The organism is Streptomyces sp. NPDC004838 (assembly GCF_053600955.1).
On the sequence record NZ_JBSGAW010000004.1, the window covers coordinates 290,837 to 304,446 of the forward strand.

Annotated in this window: 16 protein-coding genes; 6 read left to right on the plus strand and 10 right to left on the minus strand. The window is 70.2% G+C overall.

From position 1 onward, the window contains the following. Positions 1-170: 170 nt before the first annotated feature. Complete coding sequence (locus ACWEFL_RS07295; protein ID WP_451708657.1) at positions 171-1,238, minus strand: hypothetical protein; 1,068 nt, start codon at positions 1,236-1,238, stop codon at positions 171-173. Between the two features lie 120 nt (positions 1,239-1,358). Next, on the minus strand, positions 1,359-1,778 hold the full coding sequence (locus ACWEFL_RS07300; protein WP_451708659.1) for an NUDIX hydrolase: 420 nt from the start codon (positions 1,776-1,778) through the stop codon (positions 1,359-1,361). 183 nt (positions 1,779-1,961) lie between these two features. Here ACWEFL_RS07300 and ACWEFL_RS07305 point away from each other — a divergent pair, with 183 nt between their 5' ends. Both ACWEFL_RS07305 and ACWEFL_RS07310 read left to right on the plus strand, forming a co-directional pair. Continuing rightward, positions 1,962-2,765: a TauD/TfdA family dioxygenase gene (locus ACWEFL_RS07305; RefSeq protein ID WP_451708662.1), complete on the plus strand. Its 804-nt coding sequence runs from the start codon at positions 1,962-1,964 to the stop codon at positions 2,763-2,765. A 201-nt stretch (positions 2,766-2,966) separates the two neighbouring features. Continuing rightward, positions 2,967-3,290, plus strand: coding sequence for a hypothetical protein (locus tag ACWEFL_RS07310; protein WP_451708665.1), 324 nt, complete (start codon positions 2,967-2,969; stop codon positions 3,288-3,290). Between the two features lie 57 nt (positions 3,291-3,347). Here ACWEFL_RS07310 and ACWEFL_RS07315 read toward each other — a convergent pair whose 3' ends face one another. The 3 genes from ACWEFL_RS07315 to ACWEFL_RS07325 all read right to left on the minus strand — a co-directional run bounded on the left by ACWEFL_RS07315 (position 3,348) and on the right by ACWEFL_RS07325 (position 4,754). Next, positions 3,348-3,590, minus strand: coding sequence for a helix-turn-helix domain-containing protein (locus ACWEFL_RS07315; RefSeq protein WP_451708667.1), 243 nt, complete (start codon positions 3,588-3,590; stop codon positions 3,348-3,350). Between the two features lie 426 nt (positions 3,591-4,016). Beyond that, positions 4,017-4,322, minus strand: a complete 306-nt coding sequence (locus tag ACWEFL_RS07320) for a Scr1 family TA system antitoxin-like transcriptional regulator (RefSeq protein ID WP_451708670.1) — start codon at positions 4,320-4,322, stop codon at positions 4,017-4,019. Between the two features lie 162 nt (positions 4,323-4,484). Then, on the minus strand, positions 4,485-4,754 hold the full coding sequence (locus ACWEFL_RS07325) for a hypothetical protein (RefSeq protein WP_451708672.1): 270 nt from the start codon (positions 4,752-4,754) through the stop codon (positions 4,485-4,487). Between the two features lie 869 nt (positions 4,755-5,623). Between ACWEFL_RS07325 and ACWEFL_RS07330 the strand changes: the two genes are divergently transcribed. Then, positions 5,624-6,079, plus strand: a complete 456-nt coding sequence (locus ACWEFL_RS07330) for a hypothetical protein (protein WP_451708674.1) — start codon at positions 5,624-5,626, stop codon at positions 6,077-6,079. Between the two features lie 90 nt (positions 6,080-6,169). Next, positions 6,170-6,436, plus strand: coding sequence for a hypothetical protein (locus ACWEFL_RS07335; protein ID WP_451708878.1), 267 nt, complete (start codon positions 6,170-6,172; stop codon positions 6,434-6,436). 68 nt (positions 6,437-6,504) lie between these two features. On the opposite strand, the gene ACWEFL_RS07340 is transcribed toward ACWEFL_RS07335, so the two are convergent. The 5 genes from ACWEFL_RS07340 to ACWEFL_RS07360 all read right to left on the minus strand — a co-directional run bounded on the left by ACWEFL_RS07340 (position 6,505) and on the right by ACWEFL_RS07360 (position 9,731). Then, positions 6,505-6,831, minus strand: coding sequence for a plasmid stabilization protein (locus ACWEFL_RS07340; protein WP_451708676.1), 327 nt, complete (start codon positions 6,829-6,831; stop codon positions 6,505-6,507). A gap of 480 nt (positions 6,832-7,311) precedes the next feature. Next, positions 7,312-7,722 (minus strand): VOC family protein, encoded by a 411-nt coding sequence (locus tag ACWEFL_RS07345; protein ID WP_451708679.1) that lies wholly within the window; start codon positions 7,720-7,722, stop codon positions 7,312-7,314. Positions 7,723-7,839: 117 nt separating this feature from the next. Then, positions 7,840-8,232 carry a helix-turn-helix domain-containing protein gene (locus tag ACWEFL_RS07350; RefSeq protein WP_451708858.1) on the minus strand — a complete coding sequence of 131 codons (393 nt, stop codon included), beginning with the start codon at positions 8,230-8,232 and terminating at the stop codon, positions 7,840-7,842. A gap of 112 nt (positions 8,233-8,344) precedes the next feature. Continuing rightward, positions 8,345-8,899 carry a TetR/AcrR family transcriptional regulator gene (locus tag ACWEFL_RS07355; protein WP_451708682.1) on the minus strand — a complete coding sequence of 185 codons (555 nt, stop codon included), beginning with the start codon at positions 8,897-8,899 and terminating at the stop codon, positions 8,345-8,347. After that, complete coding sequence (locus ACWEFL_RS07360) at positions 8,892-9,731, minus strand: alpha/beta fold hydrolase (RefSeq protein ID WP_451708685.1); 840 nt, start codon at positions 9,729-9,731, stop codon at positions 8,892-8,894. Before ACWEFL_RS07360 ends, ACWEFL_RS07355 begins: the two co-directional genes overlap by 8 nt. Positions 9,732-10,265: 534 nt before the next feature. Here ACWEFL_RS07360 and ACWEFL_RS07365 point away from each other — a divergent pair. Next, the gene (locus tag ACWEFL_RS07365; protein WP_451708861.1) at positions 10,266-10,982 is read left to right on the plus strand and encodes an ABC transporter ATP-binding protein; all 717 of its coding nucleotides are present in this window, start codon (positions 10,266-10,268) and stop codon (positions 10,980-10,982) included. 7 nt (positions 10,983-10,989) lie between these two features. Then, positions 10,990-13,539, plus strand: coding sequence for an FtsX-like permease family protein (locus tag ACWEFL_RS07370; protein WP_451708688.1), 2,550 nt, complete (start codon positions 10,990-10,992; stop codon positions 13,537-13,539). Positions 13,540-13,610 lie beyond the last annotated feature (71 nt).

The following is a 13,610-nucleotide window of genomic DNA, read 5'->3' on the forward strand; positions in this document are numbered from 1 at the left end:
CACCTCATGCCCTGTACCTGCGACCGCCCCTGTCTCCTTCGGGAGGCAGGGGCGGTTTCGTCGTGTCTGCCGACGGATTCGCTGTGCGGGTCGCGGTGGTCCCCCCGCGGGTGCCCGGGCCCTTGGTTCGGGCCGTGGTACGCCACCGTGCACGGCCGGGTTCTCAGGTGTCAGGCGGACATCTCCTGCCGTAGGACGTCCAGGGCATCAGATGCTTCCTCGCGGAGGCGCGGAAGGTCGTTGCCTGCGGTCCGTATGACTCTCTGAAGCTGGTGAGGCAGGCGCTGCGTGGTGGCCTCGTACGTCGCCGTGGCCAGGGATTCCGCTGCCCCGTGGTCATCTCCGGCGAGGAGCCGCACGTGGGCCGCTGTGATCATTTCGATCGCACGCCACTGTGGGGCGACGGTCGTAGTGACGACCGTGTCGCTGTCCACCAGCTTGATCGCCTCTCGCGCCCGGCCCGTCGCTACCAGGCCCCGCAGCCGGATCTCGTGGAGGGCGAAGGGGTTGAAGAGGCTGGTGTGCGGCACCGAGTCGAGCAGAGACGCACATTCCCGCGTGACCTGGTCGAACAGATCGGCATGGCCGAGCGCGCCGGCCGCCCGCCCGAGGAGGGGCAGGACGGCAGCCCGTGCGTTTGCGGTCGGGGCGATGGCGGCGGCGTGGAGCAGGCGGTCGACGGCGGCTCCGCGCAGACCTGCCTTGCGTAGTTCATTGCCATGCATCCGCAGGATGTACGACGTGAATCCGGGATCGGCGAAGTAGTCCGCGATCTTGATGCTTCTGGCCGTCCACCGTGCGGCGGTACCGATTCTTTCCTCTGGAAGGACGTTCCCCAACGCGACGCCGGGACCGACGCGAGCCTGCGCGAGAAGGCGGAGAACGTCCCGTTCGGTGTGCCCGTCGTCGACTCTCGCTTCGAGTCGGGCGGCTAACGGCCACGGTTCCTCCACGGCCTCGGACGCGTGACCGGACTGGCGGGCGATCTCGGCCAGGCGGATGGTGGACTCACCGAACTGGAGCATCGCCCGGTGGTCGGTGTCGGCAGGATCGGTGATGCCGAGGACGTGCGGGGGAAGACGGAGCTGTTCGCACACGCGCCGACGGGATCCGACGTCGTCGAGGCTGCGTTTCCCGGTCTCGACGGCGGAGATGTAGGTCTTGTCGTAGCCGAGCAGCGAGCCGAGCTGCGTCTGGTTCAGCCGGTGAACGGATCGGTAGAAGCGGGAGGATCCCACCCAGGTCTCCGGCCGCCAGGACGAGCTGGGCCTGCGGGGTGGCCCAGTGCCACTGGGCATGTTCCGAGAGCCGGGGAGCACCAGCGGACTGCCGGAACGCCGCTCCGTCTCCGGCCATGACTACCGCCCGCTGGTCCAGGCCGCGATCGACTGCTTGTACCCGCGGGGCATGTTCAGTTGCGGTACCTCGGCGGCGGTGAAGAGCCCGATCTCCTTGTGCTCGTGGCTCAGTACGGGGGGCCGGTCCGGTGTCAGGACGTGACAGCCGTAGGTCACGACCAGTACACGTCGCCCGGGGATCGGCTCGTAGATCCAGACGCCTCCGTCGATGAGGGGGCCAGCCTTGACCTCCCAGCCGGTCTCCTCGCGGAGTTCGCGCTCCACGGCGTGTTCCGGGTTCTCGTCGGCCGGGACGCCTTCGACCGGATCGCCGACCTCAAGGCGACCTCCGGGCAGTTCCCATTCCTGCCGCTCGTTCTTCAGCAGCATTACCCGGTTCCGGGCGTCGAGAGCGACGGCCTTGACAGAGACGGGCCACAAGGGGGGTGTGTACGGCATGAGGTACCTCGTCCTGCGCGGCGGACCCGGACGGTCGGAACGTAGCAGGTGCCCCCCGCAAGGTGCCCTCACGGTCGAGATTTTCGAATCGACAATCTGTCGCTTTACGGCCGCTGCCCCCGCTCCCACTGTTGACGGCACCGCCCGCCGACCCTGGAGCAGACAATGCCCGAAGTGATAGAGCAGCACGAGGTCCTGTTCACAGCGCATCGTGTCGACGCCCAAGCCCCGGAGGCTGAACCCGAGATCGCCAGGCGCCTGCGCGAGCACGGGCTGGTGACCGTAGAGGGACTGTTCACCCGGCGCGATGTCCTCACCCTCGCCAAGCGCCTCATGGACCTGTCACCGCACCCGAACAGCGATTCCGACGGTCTGACCACCATCCAGCACACGCAGCGGCACGCCGGCCGCCCGGGGTACGCAGGGCTCGGGCAAGGGGAGCTCTTGGCGCACACCGAACGCTCCCAGGTCCCCCGTCCGCCTCGGCTGATGCTCCTGGCCTGCGAGCAGAAGGCAGATGCTGGTGGCCACTCCCTGCTGGTCGACGGACAAGCGGTATTCAGCGAACTCCGTGCACGCTGCCCCGAGGCTGTCGAGACGCTGTCGAGGCCGCGGTCCGTGTACTTCGGCACGGGTACGGGAAATCCTTCGCAGGTCTTCACGCTCCACGCGGGAGGCCGTGCGAGTATCCGGCTCAGGCAGGACGAACTTGCCCGGTGGAGCCCGTTCGTCGAGCCCTATCCGGCTCACCTGAATGCCGCCCTGCTGGCCCGGCAGCACCTCTCGACCTCGTTCCCGGGCAGGCGTACATCCTGGACAACTACCGCTGGCTCCATGCCCGCACCGAGTTCTCCGGCCAGCGGAGGTTTCTTCGGGCACTGGGAGAACCGCATTTCGCAATGCCGACAGGATTCGTCACGGCACCCGGCGGGACTCGCAGCGCGGAGGCCGCCTGGTGGAGCCCCCTGAGGCGGACGCAGCCGCCGCCCGGTCGGCGATGACCCTCCATGTGTACCGAGTCAGCCCCGGCGGTACCCGGCAACCCGTCTCGTCGCGGGTCGTGGTCCGCGGCGAGAACGGCCAGGGGCCTCCAGTGGAACCAACCTGGTCCACGGCGTATCCGCCCTGCGCCTGCCCCCGGTGCGCGGCCGCGGAGAAGGGCGGCCGGTGATGGAGATGCAGACGTGGCGGGACGCCACGGCCAGGGCCGCGGACGCGGCCGAGGCGATCCGGTCCGTGATGGCCGCACTCGGCGTGCCCGAACGGGACTGGAGACTGATCAGGCCCATGGTCAGCCGGTCGGGGAAGTCGTACGTGCACCTCGGGGTCCTGCGCGCGGAGGCGGTGGAGCAGCTCGCCGAGGCACTGCGGGCCGCAGTGCCCCCGGCTCCGGCGCGGCCTCCGCAGGCGGTGGAGATGCGGTGGCTGGATACCGGTTCGAACTCCGGGGCCATGGTGCCCGCTCCGGTCACGGAGACCGACGCTCCGGCCTGAACCACCGCCCGCGGCCCCGCACTCACTGCGGGTGGACCCCGGCTGGGCGGGCCGGGGCTACTCCTCGCGGACCAGCTCGGCCAGCGGGGCACCGATCGCGTCCGTGATGCCGATCAGCGAGTCGAGGAGCGGCGACGAATGGCCCAGCTCGATGCGGTTGTACGTCGCCCGGTCGATGCCCGTGGTGAGAGCGACCTGCTCTTGGGTCAGCCCGGCATGTCGCCTCGCCGCTGTGATCTGGTCGCCTGCGGCCCGGCGGCGGGTGAGCACCCAGTCGGGCGGAGGACTGGAGCGTGGCACGCATCCACGCTCACGGGACCGTGATCGAATGCATGTAGGGCAAAACCTACATACACGCGTGAACTTGGAAGTGGATGGGTACGCCCCGCACGGCCCCCCTTCCGTGAGCGCCCGCCCTTGGCGGGCATCGGGACTGCGAGACTCTCGCGCGAGGTCACCCGCTCGGATAGCGGGTCGCAGTCCCGCACTGCCCCGGAGCTCAGCAGCACTCCGGGGCAGTGCCCTTCGCCGACGATTCCGCGACGATTTCGCGTCGAAGTTGGACCAAGCGACTTTCCATAGATTGGTGCGCAGCGACCAGGCGAAACCCCTGGTGAGCACATCGCTCACGCCAGTACGCCTTCTAGGCGCTTGGCCGCAGGTTCGAGTCCTGCCGGGTGCGCCACATTTTCGCAGGTCAGACAGCGTTTCCAGCCCGCCACGAGATCACTTGCGGCGGGCTTTTCGTTGCCGCTGATGATGCGTGGTGTCGGAGAACGCGGGTATCAGGGCCGGAGTGCCCGGCCAGGGCCGCAGCACACCTTCCGTCAGCAGGAACATCAGGAACACCGACTCACGGACCGGCTCGTACAACAGGCTCTGCCGCTCCACTCGGGCCGCCCCCGCACTGCCGATCTCCTCGGGCTCCGGCTTCTGCGTGGTGGTGAAGACGTGCCGGGCGTACTCGGCACTCTGGAGCAGCGCGGAAAGTACAACGCACTGAAACGACCGCACCAGGGCCGCGCTCCGCACCGCCTCATAGAGGCACGCATTCTCGCTGTCGGGGCGAGAGCGGACGGAAGCCCTGGGAGCCTGCCCGACACAACAGCCGGATCACTCACCTGCCTGCCAACGCCCCGACAAGCCAAGCGGTCCGACGGGCGAACCGCCGGACCGCCGGACCGCTGTGAATGATCAGTCTCCGAAGGTGAGGATGTAGACCGGGCTGTGAGAGCTGCCCTCGTTGTGCACTACCGGACAGGACGTCTTCTGCGCGCTGAGCTTGGTCTTGACCTGAATTCCACAGAAGGGCGAGTCGTCCCAGTTGAGCTCCTTGATGTTGCTGAGCACGGGGATGTCGTCCCCCTTCTTGTCACTGGGGGCGGCGCTGGCCCCGCCGATGCCGGCGAGAAGGATTCCGCTGGTGACTGCGGCCACCGCTGCGATCCTCTGGACGGTCCTCATGTGTTCTCCTCCGTTGCTGTGCCCCAGGCGGGGCAGATACATGGAGAACGATGCACAAAAGAGATCAGACCGTAACGTCACTCATCTTTCGACCACTCCCACGGCCGTACAAGTCAAGAGACTGCTGGACCAACTGGGCGAGCAAGAGGCCCCGTTACCCGTCGCGCCGGGCGTGACGCTGTCCAAGCCCGGACTTATCCCTGGGGCCGTCTGTGGGCCGTCCGAGGGCGGCCGAAGACGACAGACGACGATAGTTCCGAACGCTCCCCCGTACTCAGAGACGGTGCTTCGGATACCGGCACAGGCGCCGGTCAGTGAAGCGGAGTTGAGCTGCGGATCAGAAGATCACACCACCCACGAGACTGCTCGGCCACCCACCGGGCCGTCTCAGTTCCCGTCTCATTCAGCCCCGTTCACGGTCGTTCAGGCGGGACCCGAAGCCGTCCCAGCGCCGAGGGCCAAGCGGCCATGAAAGTCGGTGAACGCCCCGACATACAGCCCTGACAGGCGCCAACACAGTTGGAAAGCGTGCGTCCACCCCGTGTTCTGACGTGACGGCAGTTCTGACGGCAACGACCGCGGACAGCAGCAACCGCCCACAGTCAGCCCGAAGCGCACGAACAGCAGAAGAGCAAGGGGCACAAGCCCCCCGTCCGCGTCTGCTGAGCGCTTGGCCGCAGGTTCGAGTCCTGCCGGGGGCGCCACTGCCGCACCGTCAGGTGGGCGGCGTTTCGTCGTGTGCGGTGCCCGGCGACCGGCGCGCCACGCTGTGCGCGGAGATACCAGGGCCGTGCACGGATATCCATGGAGTCCGGTACGGCCGTGCCCGCATCCTGATGCCTGGCAATCCCCCGGATTCAGGAGGACTCATGCTCGGACGACCACGGTTACGGATCCGCCTCGCCGTCGCGCTCGCCGCGACGGCCCTCGCCGTCGGCGTCGCCCAGGCGCCCGCGAGCGCGGGCGAGACCGGTGCCCTCGCGTATCGCAGCGGGATCAGCTACTCCAGCTGCTATCTGGGCGAGGCCATCTTCTCCACCACCCCCGACGGCACCCACGGCGGCCACCCCAACTCCGACGCCTCGGGCAGCGGTCGCGAATCCGCGTGGGCCAGCTGCTCCTGGATCGATTCGGGGGTGCTCCAGTGGTCCGGTTACCGGTGGCGGTCAGGGGCATGGCATCACTTCGGCTGGCTCCGCCCCCCGGCCTTGATCGGCCCCGGCAACTACGAGTACGACCTGACCATCAATGACGTACGCGATGTGCACTTCCGCGTCTGCAACATCCAGAACGGGGTGGTGGGCGGCTGCGCGCCGGTGACCTGACCCCGGACGACCCCTGGCCGTCATGCCCTCTCGCCTGCGTGGCGAGAGGGCGGTCGTCATGTCCGCAGCCGCTCCGATGCGGCTCGGCGGATGTCCCGAGGTCCGCCCTTCGTCCTGGAGATGGGCGGGGGCCTTCCGCGCGGTCGGCGCGGCCACCCCGGACCTGGTGGACGGCTCGACGGCCGAGGGGTGGCCTTCGATCTGACGGCGTACGTGCCGTCGGGGATCCTCGCCCCGACCGACGCGGTCATCCGCCTGTCCGCGACCCGCGTCCGCGGGTCGGACCTGTGGCCGTACCGCGGTATCGAGGCCGTCGACGGTCCGTCCCGTCGACGCCGTGAGCCCGCCGCCCCTTGATACGGGCGGCGGGCTCTGGGAGGTCGCGGGCCGCCCGTACCCTTCGGGACTCTCCGGTTCGGCCGGGTTCAGCGGCCGAGGGCTTTGCGGAGCTGGTCCTTGTTCATGGTGGAGCGGCCGTCGATGTTCTTCTTCCGCGCCTCCGCGTAGAGCTGATCCCTGGTGGGGCCCTGGGCTCCCGTGTGGGAGCGCTGCCCGCCGCGCTGGGAAGCGGACTTCGGATCTCGGGTGGAGGTCCTGCTCGCGGTCTTCGACTCGCCCGAACGGGCGCGTTCCTTGTTCACCGTCCGGGCGGCCATCTCCTTCGCCCGGCTCATGGAGGCACCGCGCTCGTGGGCGCTCTCCTTGATGTGCTCGTACTGCCGCTCTCGCTTCGGGCTCGATCCCGCCGGCATCTCACGTCTCCTTCGTCGCTCGGTGGTCTGGTGCCGGGGCGACGGCCGGTTCTCTCACCGGGTAGCCCCTGGAATCCACTTCACACTCCTGGGTCCAGGGTCGCGACAGGAGACGGGACGGAGAGCGACAGCGTGCGCGGAAGGACGTGGTCGCCGTGCCGGGCGGCGCGGGCAGTGCGGGGCACTCGCGGGGTCGGGTGCCCGTGGTGTGCGGTACGGCCATTGGGGCCATAGGCGCGCGGTCCCGGCCGGGTCGGTGGGGTCGGTCCGCGGCGCGCGGTCACCGTCAGGGCATGCGTCGCCGCCTTCGGCCTGCCTGGCGCCTGATGCCCCGGACGGCGCGCCCGGTTCCGGTGCCGGGAGCCGGCTCGGCGAGGCCGTCGGCATATGAGAGCGGCTCGCCCGCGCGACGGCCCGGCAGGCGGACGGCGCGCCCGTGCCCGTATCCGCCGTCGCGCGGGTCCGGCGTACCCCGGAGGCTCAGGACTTCAGCTGGGTGAAGCGGATGCTGTTGCCGAAGGGGTCGCGGAGGCCGCAGTCGATTCCGTACGGGCGCTCGGTCGGTTCATCGGTGAACTCGACGCCCCGGCCCAGCAGCGTCTCGTACGTCTTGCGGCAGTCGTCCGTGGTGAAGATGAGCGAGCCGCCCGTCGCGCCCTTGGTCACCAGTTCGCGGACCTGCTCCGCCGTCTCCTCGGACATCGCCGGAGGGCCCGGCTTCTCCAGCAGGATCTGGCGCTCCGGGTGGCCGGGGATGCTGACGGTCAGCCAGCGCATGAAGTCCATGTCGACGTCGGCGCTGACCTCCAGGCCGAGCTTGCCGACGTAGAAGTCGAGAGCCTCGTCTTGGTCGAGGACGTAGATCTGCGAGTGCGTGATGGCGTTGAACATGTTCATCACGCTACTGCGCGAACCGGACGGGAACTTATCCAAAACTGCTGTGCCGAGGGTGGGCGCGGTTCGTGCGGAGGGGCAGTCGGTCATGTGACCGAAGCGCGCGGAAGGGGGTCAGGCGCTCGGGCGCGTCCACGCCATCGTGAAGCACGTCGGCACGTTCGCGGGCACGGATTCCTTGCGGTACGCCCTCGGTGACCGGCCGACGATGTCGCGGAACGTGCGGCTGAAGGTTCCGGTGCTGCCGAAGCCGACTTCGAAGCAGATGTCCGTCACGCTGCGGCGGGTCTCCCGCAGCAGGAACATCGCGCGCTCGACTCGGCGGCGCTGGAGATAGCGGTGCGGCGTCTCGCCGAACGTCGCCCGGAAGGTACGCGTGAAGTGCGCCGGGGACACATGGGCGATCCGGGCGAGGGCCGGGACGTCCAGCGGTTGCGCGTAGGCGCGGTCCATCGTGTCCCGTACGCGAAGCATGCGACGGTTGGTCTCCTCCACAGCGCGGCTCACAGGGGTCATCACAGCACAGTTCCTCCCGGCACAGCCGTTCCAGAGCCTCTTCCCGGCGGAAGAGATCCCTTCCGGGGCTCGGGGCCTCGCGGCTCGGGTCGTGGCGGGCTGTTCAGCGGGGTGTCCGCAGACCGGTGATCACCATGTGCGTCAGCAGGTCATAGCTCTCGTCCAGCTTCTCGGGGAGACCGAACGCGCCTTCGGCCTCCAGTACGGCGAAGCCGTGGACCGCGACGCGCAGGCAGCGGGTCGCGTGGACCGCCGCAGAGTCCTCCATGCCGTAGGAGCGCAGTGTGGCGAACACGATGTCGATCAGCCGCTTCCCGGCTTCGGCCGTCGCGGGTTCCGGGCTCTGGCCCAGCGCCGAGTAGCGGTGCGGGTACTGCTGTACGTACTGCCGCCAGGCCACCATGAGGGCGCGAACCGCCTCGTCCGATGAGCGGCCGAGGACGGCCTCGCCCACCCGGTCCGCGATCTCGTTCATGATCCGGGCCGACATGAGTGCGCGTAGCTCGGCGAGATGGCGCACGTGCTTGTAGAGGGACGGGGTGGCCACGCCCGCCCGTCTGGCCACCGCCGACAGGGTCAGGGCGGCCGGGGCTCCCTCGTCGACGATGCGGAGCGCGATGTCGACGACCGCTTCCGGGGACAGGGCCGCCCTAGCCACGTGCCGTCTCCTGGGGGATGAAGGCCAGGATGGACTCGGCGACCTCGGCGGGGAACTGGACGTGCGCGTAGTGACCCGCTTCCTCGATGACTTCGAGCCGGCCGAGTCCTCTCGGCATCTCCGCCACGATGGCCTCTCCCTCGGCTCGGGGGTCGGGCCAGTCGGGGTCGAGACCGCCCTCGATCACCAGGGCGGGGCACTGGATGCCGGGCAGTGCGGCACCGGCGTCGGTGGGTGCGGACTTGCCCATCCTGCTGAAGGCGGCCATCCTGCCCGGCCTGCGCAGATCGGCGTCGAGCGCGGCGAGATGGGCGGGAAAACCGGCGGGCCTGGCACCCGGACAGGCATGGTCGAGGTAGCGCTTCCACAGGCCGACGCTGCGCAGCAGGGCGGTGCCCAGGAGCAGCGTCATGCCCTTGCGGTAGCGGGCGTTCGTGGCAAGGGCGCGTAGATCGGGCTTCTGGGCGCGGGTGAACGGGCTGATCTCGACGATGGCGCGGACGAGTCGGGGTTCCCGGGCCGCGGCGATGGTGGCCGCGCCGCCGGAGAACGAGTGACCCACGATGACGGCCGGGCCTCCCAGGTGCCGGATGAGTGCGAGCAGATCATCCGCCACGTCGGTGCGGGTGAAGGACGGCCAGTCGGGGCTGGACTCGCCGTGTCCGCGCAGGTCCGTTGTGGCGACGCGGTGGCCGTGCCGTGCGAGGAGGGCGGCCAGCTCGTTGTACGCCGCCCTGTTGTCGCCCATGCCGTGGGCCAGCACGATCAGCGGTCCCTCTCCGGTCACGTCGTACGCGAGCCGTCCGCCTTCGGTGGTCAGGAATTCGGTCATGGCATCCTCAATCGGCTAAATGGCATAGCCCTGAAGCTAATAGCATTAGCCTTGCGCGTCAACTCTGCGCCGCGCTGGAGGCTTGGCCGGGGGGTCGGCAGGGGGCTTGGGCCGGGGGCTCGGGCCGGGGGCTCGGGCCGGGGCTCCGTACGGCTCGCGGTGCGTGGCTCCGTACGGCTCGCGGTACGAGTACCGGCTTCGGATTCGGGTGCGGCGGGTCGGTCGGCCGTCCCCGACGGACGCCTGGCCGGACACCTGATCGGACCCGGCCGGACGCCTGGCCGGTGCGCCGAGCCGACGCCGGCGGGAAGGGCCCGCGCCGCCCGCATGGTGTAGCTGGATACACCACGGAATACGGGACCCAGACGGCTCGTTCCACCCCGCCCCCGCTTCCTAGCGTGTTCTCGAAGTCAGCGCAGACGGAAGGCACGAGAGATGACACCGGTCGGATACGGCTCCGCGGCCGCGGCGGACGGCACGGGTACGGCGGGTACCGCGGGCACGGGCGCGGGTACGGGCACGACGGCGGAAGCCATGCGGCTGGAGTCCGTGACCCGGACATACGGCAAGGGGGACACCGCGGTCACCGCCCTCCGGGACGTCACCCTCGGTGTGCCGCACGGGACGTTCACCGCGGTCATGGGGCCGTCCGGGTCCGGCAAGAGCACGTTTCTGCACTGCCTCGCCGGGCTCGACCGGCCCACCTCGGGACGGGTCTACCTCGGGAACACCGAGCTGTCGAGGCTCAAGGAGTCGGCGCTGACGGCCGTACGGCGGGAGCGGATCGGCTACGTCTTCCAGGCGTACAACCTCATGGCGGCGCTGTCGGTGCGGCAGAACGTGACCCTGGTCCCCCGGCTCGCGGGCAAGCCCGTCGACGACGCCTGGCTGCGGGAGATCCTCGAACGCGTCGGCATGAGCGCGCACATGGATCGCAGGCCGCATCAGCTCTCCGGCGGGCAGCAGCAGCGCGTGGCCATCGCCCGCGCGCTCGTGACCCGGCCGGATGTGCTGCTCGCCGACGAGCCGACGGGCGCGCTGGACACCCGGACCGGTCAGGAGGTCCTGAAGCTGTTCCGGCAGATCGTCGACGAGACGGGCCAGACCGTGCTGATGGTGACGCATGACCCGGTCGCGGCCTCGTACGCCGACTCCGTCGTCTTCCTGGCGGACGGACGACTCGCGGGCGAGTTGCTCCGGCCGACGGCCGAGCGGGTCGCGGACCGGATGACCCGCCTCGGGAACTGGTGAGGCGGCCGTGTTCGACATCACGTGGAGCACCGTCAAGCATCGAAAGGGCGGCTTCATCGCGGCCTTCATCGCCCTGTTCTGCGGGTCCGCGGTCGTCACCGCCTGCGGAGTCCTGCTGCTGTCCGGGCTGCTGTCCGGGGTGTCGCCCGAGCGTTACGCGGGTGCGACCGTCATGATCGGCGGGCAGCAGCACAAGGAGACGCCGGAGGACTTCGACCCGGCGCACGCCGAACGCGTCACCGTCCCCGCCGATCTGCTGCGCGAGGCCGCCGATGTGCCGGGCGTCGAAACCGCCGTCGCCGACCGTACGGTCGCCATGGGCATCGCCGACGACCGCGGCCGTACGGTCGACCTGGACGACCCCCTGTACGGGCACGGCTGGTCCTCGGCCGCGCTCGGCCCCTTCCGGCTGACCGAGGGCACGGAACCCCGCGGCGGCGGGGAGGCCGTGCTGGACGCGGAACTCGCGCGCCGGGCGGGCCTGGAGGTGGGCGACACCGCACGGCTGTCGGTGGGGACGAACCCCGCCTCGTACACGGTCGTCGGAATCGTCTCCCCGGTGGACCGGCAGTCGGCCGTGTTCCTCACCGACGAGAAGGCCGCCGAGCTGTCACCCGACCCGGACCGGCTCACCGCGATCGGGATCATCGGCGAGCCCGGTACCGACGCGGGCACGCTGGCGCAGCGGATCGAGAAGGCGCTGCCCGGCACGGACACGTACACCGGAGAGCGGATCGGCGATCTGGAGTTCCTCGACGTGGGGCAGTCGCGGGGGTTCCTCATCGGGCTGTCCGCGTCCTTCGGCGGCACGGCGCTCGCCGTCGTGATCTTCGTGGTTTCCTCGACTCTCGGTCTCGGCGTCCATCAGCGCCGTGGGGAGTTGGCGACGCTCCGGGCCGTCGCGGCCACGCCCCGGCAGATCCACCGGCTGATCGGCGGCGAGATCCTGCTGGTGTCCTCGGTCGGCGCGCTGCTGGGGTCCCTGCTGGGCTTCGTCGTGGCGGGGCTGCTGCGGGACGCGTTCGCGGCGGGCGGGGTACTGCCCGCCGACTTCGAACTGTCGTACAACCCGATTCCGGCGGTGGCCTCCGTGGTGCTCTGCGTGCTGGGGGCGCGGCTCGCCGGATACATCGCCGCGTTCCGGGTCGCGAGGATCCGGCCGGTGGAGGCGCTGGGCGAATCCCAGGTGGAACCGCCCGAGCCGGGGCGCGTACGGCTGAACACCGGCCGGGCGCTGATCGTGCTCGGAGTGGCCACCTCGGTCGCGCTGCCCCTGTTCGTGCCGGGCCGGCTGGCGCTCGCCGGCGCCGGAGGCTCGCTCCTGATCCTGATGACCGGAACCGCGTTGATCGGCCCCCGGCTGGTGGGGGCCACCTCACGGGTGCTGGGCCCGCTCCTTCGGCGGTCGCGGGTGAGCGGCTACCTCGCCGCCGCCAACAGCACCGCGAACACCCGCAGACTCAGCGGCGCGGTCGTTCCGCTGGCACTCTGCGCGGCGATGGCACTGCTCCAGCTCACCACGGCGTCCACGGTCGGGGCCGAGGCGAAGGACCAGGCCGTGAACGGGGTCGTGGCGGACTATGTCCTGACCGGCGAGGGGACCGGGCTCTCGCCGGAGCTGACCGGGACGGTGCGGGAGCTTCCCGGCGTCGCGGCCGCGACTCCGGTGGTCCGCTCCCAGGTGCTGATCGACTACAAGGAGTTCGGCGATCCGAGGTCCGAGTCGTTCAGCGCGCAGGGCGTCGACCCGGCGAACCTGGGCCGCACGCTCGATCTCGATGTCCGCGACGGCACGCTGGACGGACTCAGGGGCGACACCGTGGCGCTGAGCTGGATGGCCGCCGGGACGGCCGGCCTCGACGTCGGCGACACCGCCGATCTCCATCTCGGCGACGGCGTCCGCAAGAAGCTCCGGGTGGTGGCGGTGTACGGCAACGGCCTGGGCTTCGGGGACGTGACGCTCCCCCACGACGTACTGGTCCGGCACACCACCACCGGCCTGGACGCGGCGATCCTGGTCAGCGCCGAGGACGCGGGCGCCGGGGGCGCGGGCGCACGGACGGAGGCTCGGTCGGCGCTGGACGGGCTCGCCGGGGACACGCCCGGACTCCAGGTGCGGGAGCCCGACGAGTTCACCGCGGCGCAGCAGGGAGAGTTCGCACAGCAGTCGTGGGTCAATATGGTCGCGAACGCGCTGCTGTTCCTGTACGTGCTGATCGCCGTCGTGAACACCCTGGTGATGGCGACGACCGCACGCGGCCGGGAGTTCGGCATGCTGCGGCTGATCGGCACGACCAAGCGGCAGACCCTGCGGATGATGCTGATGGAGTCCTGGGTGGTGGTGGCGACGGCGATCGTGGTCGGCGTCCTCATCGCCATCCCGCCCCTGATCGGAACCAGCCTCGCGATGACGGGCCGGGCCGTGCCCCATGTGGAGCCGGTGGTGTGGGCGGGCGTGGCCGGGTTCGTGGCGGTGCTGGGCTGGCTGTCGATCACGGTGCCGACCCGGTCCGCACTGCGGACGCGGCCGGCGGAGGCGGTACGGACGGGCGAGTGAGGGGCCCTCGGGCGGACACGCGGGCGGACACGCGGGCGGACACGCGGGCGGACACGGACGGTAGGACGGTG

What these genes read in the sequence shown, in the direction of transcription:
- ACWEFL_RS07305 (WP_451708662.1), top strand. Translation starts at nt 1,962, where the DNA reads ATGCCCGAAGTGATAGAGCAGCACGAGGTCCTGTTCACAGCGCATCGT.
- ACWEFL_RS07335 (WP_451708878.1), top strand. Translation starts at nt 6,170, where the DNA reads ATGTCCCGAGGTCCGCCCTTCGTCCTGGAGATGGGCGGGGGCCTTCCG.
- ACWEFL_RS07365 (WP_451708861.1), top strand. Translation starts at nt 10,266, where the DNA reads ATGCGGCTGGAGTCCGTGACCCGGACATACGGCAAGGGGGACACCGCG.
- ACWEFL_RS07310 (WP_451708665.1), top strand. Translation starts at nt 2,967, where the DNA reads ATGGAGATGCAGACGTGGCGGGACGCCACGGCCAGGGCCGCGGACGCG.
- ACWEFL_RS07325 (WP_451708672.1), bottom strand. Translation starts at nt 4,754, where the DNA reads ATGAGGACCGTCCAGAGGATCGCAGCGGTGGCCGCAGTCACCAGCGGA.
- ACWEFL_RS07340 (WP_451708676.1), bottom strand. Translation starts at nt 6,831, where the DNA reads ATGCCGGCGGGATCGAGCCCGAAGCGAGAGCGGCAGTACGAGCACATC.
- ACWEFL_RS07345 (WP_451708679.1), bottom strand. Translation starts at nt 7,722, where the DNA reads ATGTTCAACGCCATCACGCACTCGCAGATCTACGTCCTCGACCAAGAC.
- ACWEFL_RS07360 (WP_451708685.1), bottom strand. Translation starts at nt 9,731, where the DNA reads ATGACCGAATTCCTGACCACCGAAGGCGGACGGCTCGCGTACGACGTG.
- ACWEFL_RS07330 (WP_451708674.1), top strand. Translation starts at nt 5,624, where the DNA reads ATGCTCGGACGACCACGGTTACGGATCCGCCTCGCCGTCGCGCTCGCC.